This window comes from Rhizobium sp. P40RR-XXII, assembly GCF_012641405.1.
Lineage (GTDB): Bacteria > Pseudomonadota > Alphaproteobacteria > Rhizobiales > Rhizobiaceae > Rhizobium.
On sequence record NZ_JABAII010000003.1, the window covers coordinates 209624 to 232301 of the forward strand.

The window sequence follows — 22678 nt, forward strand, 5'->3', positions numbered from 1 at the left end:
GAAACTGTTTCCGTCGCGTTCCGTGCAGGGAAGGGCAATCGATGCTCTCCCTTGCCGTGTCGCGAATGATGATCGTCGGCCATATCGATCCGCTCGACGGCTGTCGGAGTGCGACTTCTGCAGCCGCGATGCTGTCGTGCAAGATTGGGTCGCAATGTTCTCGCAATCCGCCTATGCCATGTAATTGTCTGATGACAGGGGTTGGCCATTGCGGATTTTATTGCTTGAGGACGAGCCGGAAATGGCGTCGGCACTGAGTGCTGCCTTGCAAGCCCGCGACGCCATCGTCGATCATGTATCGATGCTGGCCGATGCCGAGGAGGCCGCGAGAAGTATCCCCTATGATGTCATTCTTCTCGACCGCCAGGTTCCGGACGGCGACGGTCTCTCGATCGTTCCGAGGCTGCGTGCTGCCGGTGTCGGGACGCCGGTGATCGTGCTGACGGCGCGAGGCGACCTCGAAGACCGCATCGGTGGTCTCGATACCGGCGCCGACGACTATCTCGTCAAACCTTTTGCTGTGGAGGAGCTGCTGGCGCGATTGCGTGCCATCATGCGCCGTCCGGGTGACGTGCGAAGCGAGGTGGTGAGTTTCGGCAGGCTATCTTATGATTTCGATTGCCATGATGTGCTGATCGACGGCGAACGGCTCGAATTGCCCCGCCGGGAATTGCTTGTCTTCGAAGCGCTTGCGCGTCGCATGGGGCGCACCGTGCCGCGCCACGCATTGGAGGAGGCCGTCTATGGCTTCGCGGATGATATCCAGTCCAACACGCTGGACGCCCATGTCTCCCGGTTGCGCCGCAAGCTCGCCTCCCTGGAATCCGGCCTGGAAATTCATCCGGTTCGCGGCGTCGGCTATCTCATGAGAAAGACGTCATGAGCGCCAGCCAGCCTTCCTTGCGATGGCGCCTCGTCTTGCGCCTGTCCGTCTTGCAGGCGATTTTTCTGACTGTTCTCGCGCTCCTCATCATTGCCGCTCTCTGGATGACCGGCAGCTTCATCTCGCTTCAGCCGGAAGACGAAACCATCGACGCCATTGCGCAGTCGATCGCCCGGGATCAAGACGGCACACTGATGCTGAAGAATACGCCGGCCCTTGCAGCGCGCCGCGTCGATTTGCCGGGGCTCTGGTTCGTCGTGCGGGATCGCGGTGGCGCCTCGATAACAGATGGGAGCGTACCGCTGGCCTATGCGAATGTCGGCGGGGCGCTTGATGGCATCGGGCAGGCCCGTTTCGGCAGCAATCTCGGCGAAAGTATCGCGCCTGCCGCACGTCTGCAATGGGTAGGATCCCCGGCAGGCGAGGTGCAGGTGCTCACGGGCGTCGACGGCAGCGTATCGACGGTTCGTGTGCTTACGGCCGTTAGCATCGTGTTCTTCAGCGCTCTCCTGCCGCTTCTCATCGTAACGGCGATCGCAACGATGGTCGCTGCGCCGTTGGTCGTTCGCCGCGCCTTTTCCTCGCTCGACTCTGCCGTTTCCCGCGCCGGGCAGATCGACATCAATCGTCAGGGCACGCGGCTGCCGGTGGACGATGTCCCGCGAGAGATCCTGCCGCTTGTCGAAGCCGTCAACGATGCTCTCGGCCGGTTGGATGAAGGCTATGAACGGCAGAAGCGCCTTTTCGCTCATCTCGCGCATGAATGGCGGACCCCTGTCGCGATCCTGCAGACGCGCCTTGATGGGTTGCCGTCCGGCCCGCTAAAGGAACGGATCTTCGAAGATACGGTGCGCCTTGCGACCTTGGCCGAACAGTTCCTCGATCTTCAGCGCCTCAATCACCGCTTCGAGCCGGCTGCGATCAATCTCGTCGAAGTCGCGCAGCACGTGGTTTCCGAGCTGGCGCCGCTCGCCATTGCCGCCAACTACGAGCCATGTTTCATCAAGGATGAGGACGTGGTTGAAATTCTCGGCGATCGGGCGGCGCTTGAGCGCGCGGTTGCCAACCTCGTGCAGAATGCGATCCAGTATGGCGGCCGCAACGGCCGGATAACAGTCCATGTCGGTCGTTCTACCGGCATTACGGTTGCCGATGAAGGTCGCGGCATTCCGCCGGAGGAACGAAACCGCATCTTCGAGCCGTTTTATCGTCTTCAGGGACACGGCAAGGGGTTCGGTCTCGGGCTCAACCTCGTCCAGGAAATTGCCAGACTTCACGGTGGGCGGGTTGTCGTCCTGGAGGGACCGACTGGCGGCGCGGCTTTCCGGCTGAGCTTCCCCGTGGCGGATCGATGATGTCGCGCCATTCCGGTGCAATGTTCCCGCAATTGGCTTCTCGTAGGAAAAGCCTGCCGCGCAGGCGAATCTCTCGGGCTTTAGGTGGGAATGCATGTCGAACATGTCTTTATTTCTGCGAACTCTGCTGACAAATCCGCGGATGGTTGGTGCGATAGCGCCCTCCGGCACCATGCTCGCCGAGCTGATGACCAGCGAAGTTGATCCTTCGGCTGGACCCGTTCTGGAGCTCGGTCCGGGAACGGGCGCCTTTACGGAAGCTCTGCTTGCGCGTGGCGTATGCGAAAAGGATCTGACGCTGGTCGAGTACGCCGACAGCTTTGCCAGCATGCTTCGACGGCGGTTTCCCACCGCTCGCGTCGTCTGCGCTGATGCGGCCAGGCTCAGGGCTCACGGCCTGCCGGAAGAGGCGCCGTTCGGCTGTGCGATCAGCGGGTTGCCGTTATTGAACATGTCGCCGAAGACGGTCATTGCCATTCTGACCGGTGTCTCGTCGAGGCTACGCGAAGGCGGCGCACTTTACCAGTTCACCTATGGCATGCGCTGTCCCGTGCCGTATCGGCTGCTCGACCGGTTCGGTTTCAAGGCAACGCTGCATGGCCGAGTGCTGCGCAATTTCCCGCCCGCCAGGGTCTACAAGATTGTCCGGCGCAAGCCGCTTCATTGCGCGGTGATCGGCAGATGAGTGATTTGTCCGATCTGTTGGGTATCATGCCGGACCTGGCCTCATGGGGGTTGCTTGGCCTTGCGCTGTGTTCGACGATCGAGAAACTTCTACCCATCATACCATCCGTCGGCATGTTCATCATGCTTGGCATGCTGAGCATTACCAGCCCCGGCGATCTGCCCTTCGCAATCATCATCACGGCTGCAGGTTCAACGGCAGGCTCGTTGGTCTGGTATGGAATGGGCCGATGGTTGGGGGCTGAACGTGGAGATGCCTTCGTGATGAGGATGGGCAGGCGGCTGGATATCAGCGATGAGTGGTATTGGCGACTGAAGAGCCATTGTCATCGCCATCGGACATCGGTGGCGTTTGTCGGTCAGCTTATTCCGGTGATCAGAGCCTATATGGCATTTCCTGTGGGCGTGCTTGCCATACCTGTACCTGGATTTGCCATCGCGACATTCGTCGGTGCAGCTGTTTGGAACGCGCCGTTTCTGGCGTCGGGTTATATGCTGCGCAAGCAGGTCTTCGCGCAGGATACAGCGACGTCTGCCGCTTTCGCCGCCATCCTGGTCTATCTTCTGCTCTTTGCTTTGTTCCGTCTTCGCCGGCTAAGCCGCAACGCGGCTTAGCCGATCGCACTGCTTTCGCGGGCTACACGGTCAGGACCGCATAGATGACGCCGCCGTTTTCACCACGCGTGACCGAAACATCCGTGACCGGATGCTTGACCTTGTCGATGATCGACTGGACATCTTCGTCCGTTCGCCAGATCAACGGCCAATTCATGAAAGTTTCCATGTAGCCTTCGACGCCGATATCCTTCGCAAAATTCGCGAGAAGGAACTTGCCGCCTGGCTTCAGCATCTGCAGGCAGCGCTCCGTCAAGCGAACGGCGACGCTTTCGGCAAGATAGTCGTAAAGACCGGCTGCGTAGATGAAATCGAACGTGCCGAGCTTTTGCGCACGCCCCAGGATGGTGCGAACGGAGCCGTTGATGGCTTCGATGCAACTGCCATGGAAGGCCGAACTTACGGTGCCGACGCTGACGGGATCCTGATCGAGCGCGATCCAGCGTTTGAGCCTGCCGCTTTGCAGAGCCTGGGAACGCTCAGCTTCGCGAAGGTGCCCAGCCGCAATCGCCAGGATTTCAGCCCCGTCGTTCTTCTCGGCCACCGCATCGACATGCGCCGCCAGAAGATCGCGCCTTTCCCGCACGGCAACGGCGGAGGCGGCTTGCCGGGTGAAATCGTAAACTTCGGCGCCGAGCGCCGAGGCCTCTTCCACCTGTGCGGCAACAGATGGGTGTTCATAAATGAAGTCGAGCAGATAGGCATCGCCGCTATAGCCGCGCGGCTTTTCGAAGGACCATCGGGTCAGAGGGTCCTGAAGCAGGAAGGATGAAACTGGATGCGTCTGCGCAATCGCGGCGAGATGCGCCCAAGTCAGCGGCGCCGTCTTGTTCTTCAACGCCTGCAAGCGCTCCGTCAAGGCTTTCATGATGCCCTGAACCGGCGCATTCGCTTCAAATCCCTGCTGTGTCAATGACAGAATAAGGGCGAGTTCAGCCTCGCCCTCTTTAATTTGTTCGGTTGTAAGATCGTTACCCGATGATCTCGTATGTTCCGAGATAGATTGCGCGGTAACAAGGCTATAGCCATCAAGAGCAGTTTGAAATTGTTTCAATTTTAAACGAGTCCGTGAACACTCCGCAAACCATATCTCAGATAAAAATTGAGCGCTATGGTTTTGTTAATGTCGCTGCGGCAACGCTGTCGTTATCAAACGGATCAAATTAGCCGCCTTGGTGAAGCGAGTGATTGGTTCAGTCGAGCGACGCAAAGGTAAAAGCGGTGGACATGAAGTCTCGGCTAACTCGGGTGATGATGAGTATGCGTCGATTGTGGGGAGAAAGCGGTTTTGGCTGGGGAGAGGCTCGCTTGATGAGCAATCCTGGCGAGCTTCGTGCGCTCTACAAGGACTACGGCAACGAGGCGCGTCGTGCTCTGGCTCGCAGCGGCCTGTGGCTTGCGGTGCCCGTTTATCTTCTTTTCCTGGTAACCGACCTGATATTCACTCCCGACGTCTCCCACGTGACGATTCCGGCGCGTTTTTTCATCGGCGGCACTTCGCTCCTTATTCTGGAGATCCAGTTTGCGCGCCAGCGTCGCGCGGGAGAGCTTGAGGCTACATGTGCCGGCGCCGTGGTCTTCGGATATGTCGTGTGGCTCGTGCCGACGCTGCAGACCGCCAATGCCGAGGCCTTTTCCTATTATGCTGCCTTCGGCGCCATTTTCATGATGGGCGTCAACCTCTTCTTCAGCCTCGAATTCGCTCTGGCGCTGGCATCGTCGGGGCTGATCTTCGTCATCTTTCTGCTGTCGCTTGCGGAGTTTCACTACAGCCCGGCCTATTGCCTGGCTTTTACGACCTTTTATCTCTGCTGTTTCGTTTTCACCTCCTATGTGAACTGGAAATTGAACAAGGAGCGTTTCAACGTCTTCCTCAATGCCAGAGAAGCCGAACTGCAGCAGCGCCAGGCGACGGAACGCGGGGAGGCGCTGCTGCGCCTGTCCATTACGGACTCCCTGACCGGAATGGAAAACCGGCGGGCGGCCGATATAAGGCTGAAACAGTTCTGGGAGCGCTGGCGCGAGGATGGCGTGGCATTTGCTGTCCTGTTGGTCGACGTCGATTTCTTCAAGAAGTTCAATGACTATTATGGCCACCAGGAAGGCGACCATTGCCTCGTCACCGTGGCCAATGCCCTGTCGGATATTGTGGCCCCCTTGGGAGCGACCGTCGGACGATACGGCGGCGAAGAGTTCATCGTCATACTCGATCTGGAGCGCGGATCAGACGCACTGGCCCTGGCGGAAGCCATTTGCCAGGGGATCGAGGCGCTCGATATCGTTCATGCCCAGCGGCTCGATGGCTTCAGGCACGTCACTGTCAGCGTAGGGGCGACGGTGACGCGGGACGCGGCCGGCACGAAGCTGGAAAACGTCATCAATGAAGCCGACCGCGCCCTCTATTCCGCAAAGGCGAGCGGCCGCAACTGCGCCAGGATATTCGATCCGAACGAGCTTCCGGGTGGGGACGCGAGCGAGACCATCGCGGCCATATTGAAGATCGCCATCCAGCAGAACCTTGTCTCTTTGGTCTATCAGCCGATCCAGTATCTCGATACGGGAGAAATAGGCGCCTATGAGGCCTTGATGCGCCTGCAATTGCTCGATGGTTCGAGCTCTTCCCCCGCGATCTTTATTCCGATAGCGGAGCGAACGGGAGCCATCATCGAATTGGGCTACTGGGCGATCAGGCGGGCGTGCTGCGAACTGCTATCCCGCGACATCGTCGAAACGGTCAGCGTCAACGTCTCTCCGATCCAATTGCGCGCTCCCGGCTTTGCGGCGCAGGTGGCCGCCATACTGGCCGAAACCGGCGTTTCCGGGCACAGGATCGCGTTCGAGATCACCGAGGGCGTCGACATGGAAATACGCCCCGACGTGCTCGACAGCGTTCAGGATCTCAAGAGGCTCGGCATCAAATTCTGGCTGGACGATTTCGGCACGGGCTTTGCCGGTCTGTCCTGGCTTCGCCTGATGGATTTTGAAACCGTGAAGATCGACAAATCATTTCTTCACGACGCCGCGAATAACGAGGGTGCCAAGATCCTTCTTGAAGATATCATCGGCCTCGTGCGCAATCGCGGGCATCGCATTCTTGTCGAAGGGATCGAGAATGAAGAGCAGCTCGATCTGGTCAAATCCTTTGGAATCGATGCCGTTCAAGGATACCATATCGGCCGGCCCGCGCCGCCGCTCAAGCATCCGATTGCGGTCAGGCATGCGGGACATCGACGCTGGCAGGCATCGGCCTGAGCGCCGGTGCCGGTCTCAGCGTCACCGCAAAGGCAGCAGCGCGATGAGCGTCAACCTCTCCGACATCCACCGAAACTATATCGCCTGCCTGAACCGGCAGGACTGGCCGAACCTTGGCAGCTTCGTCGATAAGGACGTTCACTACAATGGCGCCCCCGTCGGATTATCCGGCTATCGCAACATGCTCGAGGGCAATTTTCTGGCAATCCCCGACCTTCATTTCGACATCCGCCTGCTGATTTGCGCGCCGCCACATGTCGCCAGCCGCCTGCTGTTCGATTGTACGCCAAAGGGGCTGCTGTTCGGCATGCCGGTGAACGGCAGGAGGGTTCAGTTTTCGGAAAACGTCTTCTATGAGTTCCTGGACGGCCGAATCCGGACCGTCTGGTCGATCATCGACAAGGCTGCCATTGCAGCCCAGCTATGATGCAGAACCCAGGCGCAGTCGCCTGACCCGAAAAAGCGGTTGGCGTGGAAATCGGTTTTTCCTAATTCGTCCCGATCGGGGCATTTGCGAGATCGGTTTCGATGAAAATGCATGACCTATCGGCCGTTTGCAGCAATGTGTCGGCGACACCGCCGTAGGAAAGGCTGCCGCTCGCCCGCTTGCTCACGCCGAGCACGATCAGATTGTATTTTCCGCTGCGGGCATGGCGCAGGATCGAAAGTTCGGGTGAAGGTCCCTGTTGAACGACTTTTTCGATTTTGACGCCATAGTAATCGGCAATCGCGCCAACCGTCTTTATAACGTCCCAATTATCGGGGCCGCGGTCGCTGATGCGCGGAATGGCTTTGGCTTGCCGCGGCTCTACGATCAGCAGCAGGGCACAGTGGGCGTTCGTCGCCTTGGCAACGGCAAGCCCGAATTCCGCGGCCCTGACGGAGCGCTCCGTGCCGCTGACGGGGAGTAGGATTCGCAGGTCCCGAGGCCGCTCCGGCAGCGCGCCCCGTGCCGTAACGATGACGGAGGCTCCCTTGAAGGCCGACGTCATGACCTGCAGGGCTTCACTGAAGCGACCGTCCTCTCCCATCGACGGTTCGATGCCGGTGAAGAGAAGGTCGTGGCCGGTGCTCGAGATGTCGCCGAGCATGGTTTCGAGCTTGCCGTCCCTTTCGCGAACCGTGACGTGGATGTCGCTTTCGGCGGCCATGTTCTTGTCAGGCGGCGCCGACGACAACAGATCGGTTGCGCATTGGCGCAGATCCTCGGCGACGGCTCGGGCTTGCGACGGTGATCCTGCGGCCGTCGCCATTTCCGCCTCTCTCTCGGCGTCCTTCGGCTCGCGCACGTCGAGGACGGTGACCGGCATCTTGCGCGTCACCGCGAAGAAGGCGGCGATCCAGGTTGCAAGGCGGCTGCTTTGCGAGCCGTCGACGGTGAGAAGGATGCGTTCGAAATTGGCCACGAAGCTTTCGCTCTCGAACTGTTCGCGCTCGAGCCGGTTGCGCTCCTCTTCGCGCAGCGGCAGGCGCGCCAGTGCCCAACGAAGCGTGGGCGGCATAGCCATCGTCGTGATGACGGCCATGGCGACGATGACGGAGAACAGCTTCTCGTCCAGAACGCCGACGGACAGGCCTATGGTCGCGACGATCACCTCCGTCGATCCCCTGGCATTCATGCCGCAGCCGAGCGCAAGGGCTTCCGAAACCGAATATCCACTGGTCTTGGCGGCTGCGAAGGCTCCGCCGAACTTGCCGATGCTGGCGATGACGACGACGGCGGCGGTCAGCAACAGGATGGAGGGATCGGCGAGGACGGTGAGGTCTGTCTGCAGGCCGGTCAGCCCGAAGAAGACGGGCATGAAAAGCGCCGTCGTCAATGCGCGAAGCTGCACGTCGATCTGACGGGTAAGGATTGGCGATTCACCGACGAGGACACCCGCGACGAAGGCGCCAAGCACGGTATGGACGCCGATAAGATTGGTGATGATCGCCATCGTGCCCATGATCGCGACGATGGCGCTGAGCACGGGCAGGTCACTGCGAAAATTGTCGTTGGTCCAGCGGATGATTTCGAAGACGATCCGTCTGCCGATGGTGAAGCTGACGGCCATGAAGGCCAATGTGCCGATCGCGCTGGTTGCCAGGGTCGTAAGATCGACCGTACCCTTTTCGGCAAGGCCGAATGTGATGGCGATGATTACCCAGCCGATCGTATCGTCGATGATGGCGGAGGCGACGATCAATTGACCGATATTCCGGCGCATGAAGTCCATCTCGCGCACCACGGAAGCGACGATCTTCACCGAAGAAATGGAAAGCGCGGTGCCCAGAAAGAGAGATGTGACCAGCCGCTTTTCGGGATCGGGAACCAAGGCGTCCGGAATGAACTCGCCAAGCGCGAAACCGGCAACGAAGGGAATAACGATACCCGCCAGCGAGACACCGGCGGCGGATTTGCGCAGGCGCTTTGCCAAGCCGAGATCGGTTTCCATGCCAGCTAGCAGCAGAAGGAAGAGAATGCCGAGCTGACCGATCGCGTCGGTCATGCTTTTCTGGCCTGCGTCCGAAGGAAAGAGGCTTGCCTGCACATGTGGAAAAGCCAGGCCGAAAAGGGAGGGGCCAAGGATGATGCCGGCGATGATCTGGCCCATGATCGACGGCTGGCCGATGCGCACCATCCATTCGCCGAGCAACCTGCCCGAGACGACAAGCAGAACGATCTGCACCAGAAACAGCCCTTCGGAGGCGTGGCTGGCCTTTTGCCCTTCGGCTGCGAAGGCGATTTGCGCAACCGACAGCGACAGGATGAGGGCAATGGGAAGGGTCAGGGCGCTTGAAGGAAATAATTTTGAGAATTTCTGGCGTGACGGCATGGATCGATCCCACTGAGCAGCAGGAAAACGCATCAGAGCCTTCGCCGTTCCAGATGGCATCGGTAATTGCCATCTTGGTTTGCACAGCATTTGCGGTTGTAAGCCGGTCCGCCGCCTTTGGAGCGACGGACCAAAACCGATTGGAAATCAGACGCGTTCCAGCGCGATGGCAATTCCCTGGCCGACGCCGATGCACATGGTTGACAGCGAATAGCGCCGGCCCGTTTCCTTCAGTTCCAGGGCAGCCGTGCCGGTGATGCGCGCACCCGACATGCCAAGTGGATGACCGAGCGCGATGGCGCCGCCATTGCGATTGACGCGCGCGTCGCCATCGGCAATGCCGAGTTCGCGCAATACCGCAAGTCCCTGCGAGGCGAACGCTTCGTTGAGTTCGATGACGTCGAACTGCTCTTGGCGCATGCCGAGGCGGGCCATGAGCTTACGCGAAGCCGGTACGGGGCCGATGCCCATGATACGCGGAGGGACACCGGCGGCCGCCCCGCCAAGGATGCGGGCAATCGGTGTAAGGCCATATTTTTTAGCTGCTGCTTCAGACGCAATGATGAGCGCGGCCGCGCCGTCATTGACGCCCGAGGCGTTGCCGGCCGTCACGGTGCCGCCTTCCTTCTTGAAGGGCGTGCCAAGCTTGGAAACCGCTTCGATCGAGGTTGCGCGCGGATGCTCGTCCTTGCCGACAACAACCGGATCGCCCTTGCGCTGCGGGATCGTGACTGCGGTGATTTCCTTGGCAAGCCGGCCGTTCTCCTGCGCTGCCGCAGCCTTCGCCTGCGAGCGAACGGCAAAGGCGTCCTGATCCTCGCGGCTGACCCTGTAGTCCTCAGCGACGTTCTCGCCGGTCTCTGGCATGGAGTCGACGCCATATTGCTTCTTCATGACAGGATTGATGAAGCGCCAGCCGATTGTCGTGTCGTAGATTTCGGCGTTGCGCGAAAAGGCGCTTTCGGCCTTGGGAATGACGAAGGGCGCGCGCGACATGCTTTCGACGCCGCCAGCGATCATCATATCGGCTTCGCCGGCGCGGATGGCGCGGGCGGCTGCGATGATGGCGTCCATGCCCGAGCCGCAAAGCCGGTTGATCGTCGTGCCGGGCACTGTAACAGGCAGGCCGGCCAGCAGGCTTGCCATGCGCGCGACGTTGCGATTGTCTTCGCCGGCCTGGTTGGCGCAGCCGTAGATCACATCGTCGATGGCTTCCCAGTCGACCGAGCCGTTGCGCTCGATCAGCGCCTTCAGCGGCACGGCGCCGAGATCGTCGGCGCGGACGGAAGAAAGCGACCCACCGAAACGCCCGATCGGGGTGCGGATATAGTCACAGATAAATGCGTCGATCATGGTCTTCTCCCTACGGCATGTCGCGCAAAAAAGTGCGGCGGTTTTGCGATAACGACATGCGAAATATTATAAGCTTAAAGCGTATCGCGCGAATCTGAAAGATCGCAACGTGCTTTAGAGCGTCGGCACGACGAGGTCGGCAACGGGACGGTCGGCATGGAGTGGAGCGCCGGTCATCGCCTGCAGCTCGTCCATCGTCATGGCGGCAAGCTTTTCACGCACGACGAAGCCTTCTTTGGCAATGTCGATGACCGCATGGCTCGTATAGATGCGGGTAATGCAGCCGACGCCGGTCAGAGGGAAGGTGCAGGCCTCCACCAGTTTCGGCTTGCCGTCCTTCGTTACATGTTCGGTGATGACGAAAACCTGCTTGGCGCCATGCACCAGGTCCATGGCCCCGCCAACCGCAGGCACGCCCTTGGAGCCAACGCGCCAGTTGGCGAGGTCGCCATTCTGCGCCACCTGATAGGCGCCGAGGATTGCGACATCCAGATGGCCGCCGCGCACCATGGCGAAGCTATCGGCGTGATGGAAGAAGGACGCGCCCGGCTTCAGCGTGACTGCTTTCTTACCTGCGTTGATCAGATCCCAATCTTCCTGTCCTTCCGCCGGCGGCTCGCCGAAATTCAGAATGCCGTTTTCGGTGTGGAAGATCGCCTGACGGCCCGGAGGTTGGTACCGGGCGACCATTTCCGGAAAGCCGATACCGAGATTCACATAGGCGCCATCCTGGATGTCCTGAGCCGCGCGCCAGGCGATCTGGGCGTTGGAGAGTTTGATGTCTTCGCGTGTGTCGACGGTCATGCGTATTCCACTCCGGCTCGAATGAGATTTTCTTCCTGTTGTGGATCGGCGACTTCCACCACGGCGTTGACGAAGATTCCGGGGGTGACGATGTGCTCGGGATCGAGCTCGCCGGCGGCGACGATTTTAGAGACCTGCGCGATCGTCCTGGTCGCGGCCATGCACATCAGTGGATTAAAGTTGCGGCCGGCTTTGTTGTAAATGAGATTGCCCTGCACGTCGCCGACTTCAGCTTTGACAATAGCGAAATCGGCCTTGAGCCAACGCTCCTGAACATAGTGGCGCCCATCGAATTCTGCGATGACTTTGCCGTTGGCGAGTTCGGTGCCATAGGCGGTTGGGGTGTAGAAAGCCGGAATGCCGGCACCGCCGGCACGGATGCGTTCCGCGAGAGTCCCCTGAGGCACCAATTCCAGCTCGATTTCGCCGGCCAGATAGCGGTCCGTGAAAGCGCGTGGATCGGATGAGCGCGGGAAAGAACAGATCATCTTCCTGACCATGCCGGCATCGATCATCGCAGCGATGCCGATACGTCCATTGCCGGCATTATTGTTGATGACGGTCAGGTTCTTTGGGCCTTTGTCGATCAGCGCATGGATGAGTTCGATCGGCGCGCCGGAGCCACCAAAACCGCCGATCATGACGGTTGCACCATCGCCGATGTCCGAGACGGCGGCTGCCGTACTCGCAATTGTCTTATCCATGCGGATTCTCCCATTTGCCATTGCCGGCGGATTAAGACGATCCGTCCTTCTCGTTCGAATAGATCAGCATGGGTTGGACGGCAATTGTTTTGTGCGTTATTTGATTTTTGTTCATATATCGCACAAACTATAGGAAGTTTGGAGGGCACTATGCGCGAAACGGATTTCGTCAGCGGCTTTGCCAAGGGATTGAAAGTCATCGAAGCCTTCGGCGAGACGCGGCAGCGCCTGACGATTGCCGAAGCGTCGAAGCTGACCGGGCTTGATCGTGCCACCGTGCGCCGTTCGTTGCTGACGCTCTCCGAGCTTGGCTATGCCGTCTATGACGGAAAATTCTTCACGCTGACGCCGAAGATCCTCAGGCTCGGCCACGCCTATCTGGCCGCGACACCGCTGCCGATCATCATCCAGCCGCATCTCGATCAGCTTGCCGAGCGCGCCGGGCAGAATGCGTCGGCTTCGGTGCTGGATGGAACCGAGGTCGTCTATATCGCCCGCGCCTCGCAGCGTCGGGTGATGTCGATCAACCTGACACCAGGCAGCCGCCTTCCGGCCTTCTGTGCCTCGATGGGCCGCGTTTTGCTCGCCGCTTTGCCGGAAGGCGAAGCACGTTCTGTACTCGGGCGAACCGACCTCAAGGCGAACACGCCGAATACCAAGACTGATCCGGAGGAGCTGATGGCGGAATTCCGCCGCGTAAGAGACCAGGGCTATGCCGTCATCGACCAAGAGCTGGAAATAGGCCTCTGCTCGATCGCCGTGCCGGTCGAAAACGATCGCGGCCAGACCGTGGCGGCGATCAATATCGGCGCACCGGCCGCCTATGTCGCAGCTTCCGATATGGCGGAGCGTTTTCTGCCATTGCTGAAGGAGACGCAGAAGGCGCTGAGGCTGGTGCTGCCGTAACCGTAACCGTCACATCCCAAGCCTCTCCCGCTCCTCGATCCGCCAGGCGCGCGGTGTTTGGCTCGTCTGCTTGACGAAGAAGCGGGAGAAATAGGCGGGGTCGGCAAAGCCGAGGCGATAGCTGATTTCCTGCACCGTCGCGAAGGTGAAGACCAGTTCGCGCTTGGCCTCGTCCAACAGCTTGCGCGTGATCAATTCGTGCGTGCCGTGCCCTGTCCGGCTGCGCACGATGCGGCTGAGATGCGCCGGCGAGATGCCGAGGCTTTCGGCATAGAAGGCGGCTGGCTTGTGCGAGCGGAAGTGTCGCTGGATCAGGCCCTGGAGCATCTCCATCCGGCGCTCGCCCTCATCGCCCGCACTTGATCCTTCATCGGCTTTATGGGCGATCCGCGCCGTCAGCAGCAGGGCCGAGGTCAGATACGCATCGAGCAGATCGTTGCGGCCGTTTCGGTGGCTTGCGAACTCCTCGCCCAGGCGTTTCAGTGTGCTGGCAATATGGGCGGCATCTTCATTACGGGTATCCAGCAAGGTCAAATGCGGATCGGCAAGCCATGCACCCAGCCGGCTGCGATCGCCCGGCGCCGCCTTGAGGTGCGAGATCAGCACGGTGATAACGAAGCCGTCAATATCGCGCGAAAACCGGAAGCCGTGTTTGATTTTTGGCGGCACGGTAATGACGGCGGGCGGCGTAATGGCGTGGGGAATTTCGCCAAAGATTGCGTCGCCGGATCCGGCATCTATGTACAAGATCTGAAAAAAGTTCTCATGCCGGTGCGGGCGGATCTCCCAATGATGAAGGCTGCTGCGGGAGGGAATTGTCTCGCAATGCAGCCAGAAATCCGGCTTTCGGCCGGTATTTTCGCCATAGAGCTCATAGGTCGGCACAGTCTTCGTCACGGCTCTCCTCCCTTGCCATGTTTGATTTGTGCAATTTCATGACCGAAATGTCCATTGCGGATCGGCCATGCGCCGAAGAGACTTGAAGCAAGAAATACGCATGGGAGGAGACGATGCGCACTCAAGTCGCCATTATCGGTTCGGGGCCGTCGGGGCTGCTGCTCGGCCAGCTGCTGACGGAGGCCGGCATCGACAACGTCATTCTCGATCGCGTCGGCAAGGATTACATTCTCGGCCGCGTGCGCGCCGGCGTTCTGGAGGAAGGCACCGTCCGCTTGCTGGACGAGGCGAAATCCAGTACGCGCCTGCATGCCGAGGGCTTGCCGCATGACGGCTTCTCGCTCGCCTTTGACGGCCGCGATCATCGTATCGATCTTCATGGTCTGACAGGCGGCAAGCGGGTCGTGATCTACGGCCAGACGGAGATGACACGCGACCTGATGGAACGCCGCGAGGAATGCGGTGCTCCGACCATATATGGCGCGAACAATGTGCAGCCTCACGGTTTCAATAGCGATACGCCTTATTTGACCTATGAGAAAGACGGCATTTCGCATCGCATCGATTGCGATTTCATCGCCGGTTGTGACGGCTTTCATGGCGTCAGCCGCAAGTCGGTTCCGAAAAAGGCGGTTCGCAGCTTCGAGAAGGTCTATCCCTTCGGCTGGCTTGGGGTTCTGGCCGAGGTGGTGCCGGTCAATCACGAGCTGATCTATGCCAACCATCCCCGCGGTTTCGCTCTATGCTCCATGCGATCGATGACGCGCAGCCGCTATTACATCCAGTGTCCGCTCGACGAGAAGGTCGAGGATTGGAGCGACGATCGGTTCTGGGATGAGCTGCGGCGCCGGTTGCCGGCTCATCATGCAGAGGCCCTGGTCACGGCATCGTCCTTCGAGAAATCGATCGCGCCGCTGCGCTCCTTCGTGGCCGAACCCATGCGTTTCGGCCGTCTCTTCCTCGTCGGCGATGCCGCGCATATCGTGCCGCCAACCGGTGCCAAGGGGCTCAATCTGGCGGCGAGCGACGTGCATTACCTGTTTTCGGGGCTTGCCGAGCATTATCAGGATCGCTCGAACGCCGGACTGGAAGTCTACTCCGCCCGCGCACTCGCACGGGTCTGGAAGGCGGTGCGCTTCTCCTGGTGGATGACGACGATGATGCATCGCTTTCCCGATACCAGCGATTTCGACCAGAAGATCCAGGAAGCCGAGCTCGATTATCTCATCCATTCGCGTGCAGCCTCGACGGCGCTCGCTGAGAATTATGTGGGCCTGCCGTTCTGAAGCGGGGCAATCGCCTATGGATAGGTAAGCCCCTCATCCGTCCTCTCACAGTTCGCTTCGCTCAACTGTTCGAGTCCACCTTCTCCCCGCACGCGGGGCGAAGGGGTTTGGCACTGTCGCCCCCTCTGCCCGTCAAAACGGGGAGAGGGCTGGGGTGAGGGGCATTTTCAGTTTTCTAAGCCGCCTAAAAACTTCTTGGTGACCTCGCTTGCTGACTCCCGGATCGTCTGCATCAGGATCGACAAGGGGAGGGTGGGAATGGCGTCGGTGCGAACGGTCAATCCCACCGGTCCCTTCGTCTCGCTGGTGTCGATCGGTAGCAGGGCTAACAGCCCGTCATCGACATCGCCGGCAACGACGCCGGCCGAGATAATCCAGATGGCGTCGCTCGATCGCACGAAGGCGCGGCCGAAGGAATCGGAAACGGTTTCGATCTGGTTGGGCAGTCCGCCGGCGCCGTTAGCGATCAGGAAGCTCTCGACGAAGGGGCGAATGATCGAACCGCGAGTCGGCATCAGGATTGTGTAGCGGCTGAGATCGGCAAACAGTGATTGCCTGTCGGACAGCAACGGATGGCCGGCTCGGACGGCGAAGACGACCTGTTCGGAATAGAGATGCTCGAAGGAAAAGCCGGTCATCTTGTCGGGGCTTGCCAATCGGCCGACGACGAGATCGAGATCGCCGATGCGCAATTGCTCCAGAAGCACGGCGTTTTCGCCGGTCACGATCTTGATGCGGCTCCAGGTCTCTTCCTTGAGAAATAAGTCCATCGCCCGCGGCATGATCCGTGTGGAAACCGTCGGCAGCGCGCCGACACGGATCGGTGGCGCCTCCCCGGAACGCTCCTGCGAGACGGAATCCAGCCCCTGCCTGAGGGCTGTGAGTGCCGCGCCGGCATGGCGGAGAAAGACTTCGCCGTAGCGGGTGATGCGGATGCCGCGCCCATCGCGCTCGAAGACGGCGACCCCAAGCGCCTCTTCCAGCTCGCGGATGGTTTTCGTCACCGCCGGCTGGCTGATATTCAGCAGTCCGGCCGCCTTGATCACGCTTTTCTGGCGTGCAACCTCGACAAAGGTCTGCAGATGGCGGAACTTGATGCCTGCGTCGAGCATGCTCATTCATAACCCCGGAGTTATCGTAGAGCAAAGAAATATCATTTTACCTAACCAGATTATACATCCAATCTCGCGGCCGAGGAGATTTCCAGTGCAGTTTGCCCGCATCAACGACGTTACGATCCACTATCAGATCATCGGCGGCCCCGCCGACAAGCCGGTGCTTGTCTTTGCCAATTCGCTCGGCACCGATTTCCGGATCTGGCGTGATGTGATCGTGCGGCTGGCCGGCGATTTCGGCATCGTACTTTACGACAAGCGGGGCCATGGTCTCTCCGATCTTGGCCAGATGCCCTATTCCATTGAGGATCATGCGACCGATCTAGCCGGCCTGCTCGATTTCCTTTCGGTCAAGAATGCCATTATCTGCGGCCTGTCGGTCGGCGGGCTGGTCGCGCAGTCGCTCTATCAGCGTCGCCCGGATCTGGTGCGGGCGCTGGTCCTCTGCGACACCGCCCACAAGATCGGCACGGCCGAGAGCTGGAATACCCGCATCGCGCAGGTCGAGGCTGACGGCATCGAATCCATCGTCGATGCCATCATGGAACGCTGGTTCACGCCCGCCTTCCGCCGTCCGGAAAACATCGCGTTTGCCGGCTATTGCAACATGCTGATCCGCCAGCCGGTCGCAGGATATGTTGCCACCTGTGCCGCGCTTCGCGATGCCGACCTGACCGAAGCTGCGGCCAAGATCGCCGTGCCCACCATCTGCATCGTCGGCGATCAGGATGGCTCCACTCCGCCGGAGCTGGTGCTTTCGACGGCAAAGCTCATTCCGAATGCGCGCTATGAAGTGATCAAGGACGCCGGCCATATCCCCTGCGTCGAACAACCCGAGGCGTTGACCGAAGTCATCCGTGCCTTCATCGACGTCGTCCTGCGTGGAGAACAAGCCTGATGAATGACCTGACCGCGCCGTCCGAGCGCTATCTGCAGGGCATGGCGACACGCCGCGCCGTGCTCGGCGATAGCCATGTCGATCGCGCCCAGCAGGGGTCGACCGAGTTCGATCAACCCTTCCAGGAGCTGATCACCGAAGCGGCCTGGGGACATGTCTGGTCGCGCCCGACGCTGAGCCTGCGCGAACGGTCCATCGTGACCATTGCCCTGCTCGCCGCGCTCGGTCAGGATGACGAGGTGGCCATGCATGTGCGCGCCACGCGCAACACAGGCGCGACGCGCGATGACATTTGCGAGGCGCTTTTGCATGTGGCGATCTATGCCGGCGTGCCGGCCGCCAACCACGCGATCAAGATCGCCAAGCAGGTTTTCGAACAGATGGACGCCGAGCAGGCGGCATGAAGCGAGGCAGACATGTCCGATAGAAGCAACAGCAAGCCCGAGACGGGCGCCTTTTTCGCAAGAGACCGCGCCTGGCATCCGCCGGCCTTTGCGCCGGGATACAAGACCTCCGTGCTGCGGTCGCCGCAGCGCGCATTGCTTTCGCTCGATGGCACGATCTCCGAGATCACCGGGCCGGTCTTTGGCCACTCCATATTGAACGAGCTGGACAACGATCTCATCCATAATTTCGCCAGGCCGGGCGAGAGCGCTATCGGCGAGCGGATCATTGTCCATGGCCGCGTGCTCGATGAGCGCGGCCGGCCGGTACCGAGCGTGCTGCTCGAATTCTGGCAGGCCAATGCCGGCGGGCGTTATCGCCACAAGAAGGAAACCTATCTCGCCGCCATCGACCCGAATTTCGGCGGCTGCGGCCGCGCGATCACGGATGATGAAGGACACTACGCTTTCCGGACTATTCGTCCCGGCGCCTATCCCTGGCCGAACGGCGTCAACGACTGGCGTCCGGCGCATATTCACTTTTCCGTCTTTGGCCACGGCTTTGCGCAGCGGCTGATCACGCAAATGTATTTCGAGGGCGACCCGATGATCTGGAAATGTCCGATCGTCGGCACGATCCCCGACAAACAGGCGATCGAACAGCTGATTGCGCCGCTCGACTGGGGCAACACGATCCCGATGGATGCCCGCGCCTATAAATTCGATATCGTGCTGCGCGGTCGCCGTTCGACTCTGTTCGAAAACCGGCCGGAGGGCAATTGATGGTACAGGATCTCGGCTACCTGAAGGAAACGCCGTCGCAGACGGCAGGCCCTTACGTGCATATCGGCCTGACGCCGAACTACAGCGAGATCGGCGGCGTCTATGAAACAGATCTCGGCTCCGTGATGATCAACGACAAGACGCTCGGCGAGCGCATCACGCTGACGGGCAGGGTTCTCGATGGGGCAGGAGCGCCGGTCAAGGATGCGGTGCTCGAGATCTGGCAGGCCGATAGCGCTGGGCTTTACAACAGCCCGTCGGAACTGCGCGGTGCGGCCGATCCGAATTTCACCGGCTGGGGGCGTTGCCCGACCAGCTCGACCGACGGTGTTTTCCGTTTCGGGACGATCAAGCCGGGCCGCGTTCCCTTCAAGGACGGCCGCAAGATGGCGCCGCACGTTACTTTCTGGATCGTGGCGCGGGGCATCAATATCGGCCTGCACACGCGTATGTATTTTCCGGAAGAGACCGAGGCCAACGCCGAGGACCCCTTGCTTGCGCGTATCGAGCACAGGGATCGCCTCGCAACGCTGATTGCCGCAAAGGAGGGCTCCGTCTACACCTTCGATATCCATTTGCAGGGCGACAAAGAAACGGTTTTCCTCGATATATAGGCCATGAGCGTTTCTCCCTTCGATCATCCCTTTCTGTCAGGCCTTCTCGGTGACGAGGAGATCGCGGCTTATTTCTCGGCCAAGGCCGATATCCGCGCCATGCTCTCTTTCGAAGCGGCGCTTGCCAAGGTCGAGGCGCAGCATGGGCTGATCCCGCAGGATGCGGCCGGGCATATCGCCGAGGTCTGCGCAGGGTTCGAGCCCGATCTGCAGAGCCTGAAGACGGCAACTGCATCGGATGGCGTCGTCGTGCCGGATCTTGTTCGCCAGCTGCGCAAGGCAGTCGGCGAGGACGCGGGCAAACATGTCCATTTCGGTGCCACCAGTCAGGACGTCATCGACACCAGCCTAATGCTGCGGCTGAAGGCCGTAGCCTTTATCCTTGGCGGACGTCTCTTCGCGGTTTCAGCCGCTCTCTCCAAGCTCGATGAGCGTTTCGGCTCGAACCGGCTCATGGGCCGCACCCGGATGCAGGCTGCGATCGCGATTATCCTGTCCGACCGGCTACGGGCATGGCGTCACCCACTCGATCAGTATGGTGACCGGCTGACGCAGGAGAGCTTCCCATTACAGTTTGGCGGTGCCGCCGGCACGCTGGAAAAGTTCGGGCCGAAGGCGGCCGAAATCAGAAGTTCGCTGGCACAGGCGCTTGGTCTGACGGATGAGCCGCAGTGGCAAAGCCAGCGGGGGCGTATTGCCGAGCTGGCTGGATTGCTGTCCATGATTTCGGGCAGCCTCGGCAAGTTCGGCCAGGATGTCGCGCTTCTGGCACAGGCGGGCGACGAGATCGAGCTTGCCGGCGGCGGCGGCTCCTCAGCGATGCCGCACAAGCAGAATCCGGTGTCGGCCGAAACGCTGGTCACGCTCGCCCGGTTCAATGCAGTGCAGCTTTCGGGCATTCATCAGTCCCTCGTGCACGAGCAGGAGCGCTCCGGTGCCGCCTGGACATTGGAATGGCTGCTGCTGCCGCCCATGGTGGTGGCGACGGCAGCATCGCTGCGCCATGCCCTGCAATTGATCGGTATGATCAAGCGTCTGGGAGCTGCAGGAGAGTAGGATATTTACCGCTAATCATAACCATATAAATATGGATGGAAGGTTTTATTTCATTTTACATCACCTTTTCCTATGAGAAATTGGCGATGATCAGAATTTAAACGATCAAGGACGGCCCAAAAAAGCGGCTGTCGGGAGGAGAAAAAATGAAACGGTTTGTCTTGGCCGCCATCGCGGCCGTTGCTCTTGGCGGCGCTGCCTATGCCGACACCATCAAGGTCGGGGTCATCGGTCCGTTTTCCGGCCCGTTCGCGCTGCAGGGAAAGAATTTCAAGGCCGGCATCGACGCCTATATGGCTGTCAATGGCAAGAAGGTCGGCAATGACGAGGTGGAGGTGATCTACCGCGATCTGCCTGCGGCCGATCCGGCCCAGTCGAAGTCGCTCGCTCAGGAACTTGTCGTCAAGGAGAAGGTCCAGTATCTCGCCGGCTTCTACTTCACGCCGGACGCGATGGCGGTGACGCCGATCCTCAAGCAGGCCAATGTGCCGATGGTGATCTTCAACGCCGCCACTTCGGCGATCGTCACCAAGAGCCCGCTCGTCGTGCGCACCTCCTTCACCACCTGGCAGACCTCGACGCCGATCGCCAAGGTCGCCTTTGACGCCGGCGTGAAGAAGGTTATCTCCGTCGTCAGCGATTACGGTCCGGGCGTCGATGCCGAAAACGCCTTCAAGGCCGGTTTCGAGAAGCAGGGTGGCGAAGTGGTCCAGGCGATCCGCATGCCGCTTTCGACCAATGATTTCAGCCCGATCATGCAACGTATCAAGGATTCCGGCGCGCAGGGCGTCTTCGCCTTCCTGCCGTCCGGCCCGACGACGCTCGGTTTCGTCAAGGCCTATAATGAGAATGGCCTAAAAACAGCCGGCATCAAGCTCTTTGCACCCGGCGACCTGACGCAGGAGTCCGATCTGCCGGCGCTCGGCGACGCGGCACTCGGCATGCAAACGACCTTCCATTATGCGATTTCGCATGACTCGCCCGAAAACAAGGCCTTCGTCGCAGCTGCCGGCAAGGCGATCGGCAATCCAGCTGAACTGACCTTCCCGGCCGTCGGCGCTTTCGACGGCATGCATGTCATCTACAAGATGATCGAGGCGACCGGCGGCAAGCAGGATGCGCAGAAGGCCGTCGATGCCGTGAAGGGCTTGTCTTGGGTCAGCCCACGCGGCCCGGTCACCATCGATGCGGAAAGCCGGCACATCACGCAGAACATCTATTTGCGCGAAGTCGCCAAGGGCGATGACGGCAAGTACTACAACAAGGAAATCCAGACCTTCGAGAAGCAGGGCGATCCAGGCCTTGCTGCCGCGAAGTAAGCGCTCCTGAAGCTCCAACCCTTGATCGGAAGCCTCCGGTCAGGGGTGTGACGACAGCGGCCGCGCAACAACAACCGGACCAGCAATTTCAATGCAAACCGTGCTCAGCATAGCAGTCGATGCCCTCGCTTACGGCATGGTGCTGTTCGTCATCTCCATCGGTCTCTCGGTCACGATGGGGCTGATGCGCGTCGTCAATCTGGCCCATGGCGCCTTTGCGATGATCGGCGGCTATATCGCCTCCTACGCCGCGCACGATCTTGGTCTAGGCTATGCTGCCGCCGTATTGCTGGCGGTGGTGGGCACCGTCATCATCTCCATCCCGATCGAACGGCTGCTCTATCGGCGCATTTATGGTGCGCCCGAGTTGACGCAGGTGCTGATGACGATCGGCATCACTTTCTGCATCATCGGCATTGCCAACTACGTCTTCGGCCCGACCTTGAAAACCATTCCCTTACCGGGCGGTCTGCAGGGCTCCGTCGATCTTGGTTTCCGCACCATAGGCACCCATCGCATCTTCGCGATCGTCTGCGGCCTCATCGTCGCTCTCGTCTTATGGTACACGATCGAGAAGACCTCCTTCGGGGTCAAGCTGCGGGCCTCCGTCGACAATGCCGCGATGGCCGCCGCGCTCGGGGTCCGCACGGAAATCGTCTATGCGGTCAGCTTCGCCATTGCCGTCGGGCTTGCCGCCTTCGGCGGTGTCGTCGGTGCTGAACTTCTGCCCGTCGAGCCCTATTATGCCCTGCGCTATATGGTGACCTTCCTGGTCGTCGTTTCCGTCGGCGGCGCCGGTTCGATCTCGGGCGCGTTGCTTGCCTGTCTCATTCTTGGCTGCGTCGATACGACTGGCCGCTATCTCATGCCGGAATACGGGGAATTCTTCTTCTATCTGGCCGTCATTGCCATCGTCTGCGTCTTCCCGCGCGGCTTTGCCGGGAGAATGAAGTAA

Annotated in this window: 22 protein-coding genes; 15 read left to right on the forward strand and 7 right to left on the reverse strand. The window is 60.2% G+C overall.

Going from position 1 to position 22678, the window contains the following annotated elements; genetic code table 11:
* The first annotated feature begins 208 nt into the window (after positions 1-208).
* The 4 genes from HGP16_RS07375 to HGP16_RS07390 all read left to right on the forward strand — a co-directional run bounded on the left by HGP16_RS07375 (position 209) and on the right by HGP16_RS07390 (position 3537).
* Positions 209-883 (forward strand): response regulator transcription factor, encoded by a 675-nt coding sequence (locus tag HGP16_RS07375; protein ID WP_168839360.1) that lies wholly within the window; start codon positions 209-211, stop codon positions 881-883.
* On the forward strand, positions 880-2238 hold the full coding sequence (locus HGP16_RS07380) for a sensor histidine kinase (protein WP_168839361.1): 1359 nt from the start codon (positions 880-882) through the stop codon (positions 2236-2238). Before HGP16_RS07375 ends, HGP16_RS07380 begins: the two co-directional genes overlap by 4 nt.
* 103 nt (positions 2239-2341) lie before the next feature.
* Positions 2342-2923: a class I SAM-dependent methyltransferase gene (locus tag HGP16_RS07385; RefSeq protein ID WP_246703289.1), complete on the forward strand. Its 582-nt coding sequence runs from the start codon at positions 2342-2344 to the stop codon at positions 2921-2923.
* On the forward strand, positions 2920-3537 hold the full coding sequence (locus tag HGP16_RS07390) for a DedA family protein (RefSeq protein WP_168839363.1): 618 nt from the start codon (positions 2920-2922) through the stop codon (positions 3535-3537). The genes HGP16_RS07385 and HGP16_RS07390 overlap by 4 nt, the downstream gene beginning before the upstream one ends.
* A 22-nt stretch (positions 3538-3559) precedes the next feature.
* Here the strand turns inward: HGP16_RS07390 and HGP16_RS07395 are convergent, their stop codons facing one another.
* Positions 3560-4591: a class I SAM-dependent methyltransferase gene (locus HGP16_RS07395; RefSeq protein ID WP_168839364.1), complete on the reverse strand. Its 1032-nt coding sequence runs from the start codon at positions 4589-4591 to the stop codon at positions 3560-3562.
* A 257-nt stretch (positions 4592-4848) separates the two neighbouring features.
* Here HGP16_RS07395 and HGP16_RS07400 point away from each other — a divergent pair, with 257 nt between their 5' ends.
* Positions 4849-6789 carry a putative bifunctional diguanylate cyclase/phosphodiesterase gene (locus HGP16_RS07400; RefSeq protein WP_246703286.1) on the forward strand — a complete coding sequence of 647 codons (1941 nt, stop codon included), beginning with the start codon at positions 4849-4851 and terminating at the stop codon, positions 6787-6789.
* 43 nt (positions 6790-6832) lie between these two features.
* A complete protein-coding gene (locus tag HGP16_RS07405) occupies positions 6833-7216 on the forward strand; it encodes an ester cyclase (RefSeq protein WP_168839366.1) in 384 nt (127 codons plus the stop codon).
* A 61-nt stretch (positions 7217-7277) separates the two neighbouring features.
* Here the strand turns inward: HGP16_RS07405 and HGP16_RS07410 are convergent, their stop codons facing one another.
* The 4 genes from HGP16_RS07410 to HGP16_RS07425 all read right to left on the reverse strand — a co-directional run bounded on the left by HGP16_RS07410 (position 7278) and on the right by HGP16_RS07425 (position 12466).
* Entirely contained in the window at positions 7278-9638 is a 2361-nt protein-coding gene (locus HGP16_RS07410; RefSeq protein WP_246703285.1) for a cation:proton antiporter, read from the reverse strand.
* Between the two features lie 114 nt (positions 9639-9752).
* Complete coding sequence (pcaF, locus tag HGP16_RS07415; RefSeq protein WP_168839367.1) at positions 9753-10958, reverse strand: 3-oxoadipyl-CoA thiolase; 1206 nt, start codon at positions 10956-10958, stop codon at positions 9753-9755.
* A gap of 114 nt (positions 10959-11072) precedes the next feature.
* A complete protein-coding gene (locus HGP16_RS07420) occupies positions 11073-11762 on the reverse strand; it encodes a CoA transferase subunit B (RefSeq protein WP_168839368.1) in 690 nt (229 codons plus the stop codon).
* Positions 11759-12466, reverse strand: coding sequence for a 3-oxoacid CoA-transferase subunit A (locus HGP16_RS07425; protein WP_168839369.1), 708 nt, complete (start codon positions 12464-12466; stop codon positions 11759-11761). The genes HGP16_RS07420 and HGP16_RS07425 overlap by 4 nt, the downstream gene beginning before the upstream one ends.
* A 150-nt stretch (positions 12467-12616) precedes the next feature.
* Between HGP16_RS07425 and HGP16_RS07430 the strand changes: the two genes are divergently transcribed.
* Positions 12617-13372 carry an IclR family transcriptional regulator gene (locus HGP16_RS07430; protein ID WP_168839370.1) on the forward strand — a complete coding sequence of 252 codons (756 nt, stop codon included), beginning with the start codon at positions 12617-12619 and terminating at the stop codon, positions 13370-13372.
* 9 nt (positions 13373-13381) lie between these two features.
* On the opposite strand, the gene HGP16_RS07435 is transcribed toward HGP16_RS07430, so the two are convergent.
* Positions 13382-14269: a helix-turn-helix domain-containing protein gene (locus HGP16_RS07435; protein WP_168839371.1), complete on the reverse strand. Its 888-nt coding sequence runs from the start codon at positions 14267-14269 to the stop codon at positions 13382-13384.
* A gap of 113 nt (positions 14270-14382) precedes the next feature.
* Here HGP16_RS07435 and pobA point away from each other — a divergent pair, with 113 nt between their 5' ends.
* Complete coding sequence (gene pobA / locus HGP16_RS07440; protein ID WP_168839372.1) at positions 14383-15555, forward strand: 4-hydroxybenzoate 3-monooxygenase; 1173 nt, start codon at positions 14383-14385, stop codon at positions 15553-15555.
* 167 nt (positions 15556-15722) lie between these two features.
* On the opposite strand, the gene pcaQ is transcribed toward pobA, so the two are convergent.
* Complete coding sequence (pcaQ, locus tag HGP16_RS07445) at positions 15723-16667, reverse strand: pca operon transcription factor PcaQ (RefSeq protein ID WP_168839648.1); 945 nt, start codon at positions 16665-16667, stop codon at positions 15723-15725.
* Between the two features lie 94 nt (positions 16668-16761).
* Here pcaQ and pcaD point away from each other — a divergent pair, with 94 nt between their 5' ends.
* The 7 genes from pcaD to HGP16_RS07480 all read left to right on the forward strand — a co-directional run bounded on the left by pcaD (position 16762) and on the right by HGP16_RS07480 (position 22678).
* On the forward strand, positions 16762-17568 hold the full coding sequence (gene pcaD, locus HGP16_RS07450; RefSeq protein ID WP_168839373.1) for a 3-oxoadipate enol-lactonase: 807 nt from the start codon (positions 16762-16764) through the stop codon (positions 17566-17568).
* The gene (gene pcaC / locus HGP16_RS07455) at positions 17568-17972 is read left to right on the forward strand and encodes a 4-carboxymuconolactone decarboxylase (protein WP_168839374.1); all 405 of its coding nucleotides are present in this window, start codon (positions 17568-17570) and stop codon (positions 17970-17972) included. The genes pcaD and pcaC overlap by 1 nt, the downstream gene beginning before the upstream one ends.
* A 12-nt stretch (positions 17973-17984) precedes the next feature.
* Positions 17985-18734, forward strand: a complete 750-nt coding sequence (gene pcaH, locus HGP16_RS07460) for a protocatechuate 3,4-dioxygenase subunit beta (protein WP_168839375.1) — start codon at positions 17985-17987, stop codon at positions 18732-18734.
* On the forward strand, positions 18734-19348 hold the full coding sequence (gene pcaG, locus HGP16_RS07465) for a protocatechuate 3,4-dioxygenase subunit alpha (RefSeq protein ID WP_168839376.1): 615 nt from the start codon (positions 18734-18736) through the stop codon (positions 19346-19348). The genes pcaH and pcaG overlap by 1 nt, the downstream gene beginning before the upstream one ends.
* Before the next feature lie 3 nt (positions 19349-19351).
* On the forward strand, positions 19352-20404 hold the full coding sequence (locus HGP16_RS07470; protein ID WP_168839377.1) for a 3-carboxy-cis,cis-muconate cycloisomerase: 1053 nt from the start codon (positions 19352-19354) through the stop codon (positions 20402-20404).
* Between the two features lie 146 nt (positions 20405-20550).
* Complete coding sequence (locus tag HGP16_RS07475; protein WP_168839378.1) at positions 20551-21723, forward strand: ABC transporter substrate-binding protein; 1173 nt, start codon at positions 20551-20553, stop codon at positions 21721-21723.
* A 91-nt stretch (positions 21724-21814) separates the two neighbouring features.
* Positions 21815-22678: a branched-chain amino acid ABC transporter permease gene (locus HGP16_RS07480; protein WP_168839379.1), complete on the forward strand. Its 864-nt coding sequence runs from the start codon at positions 21815-21817 to the stop codon at positions 22676-22678.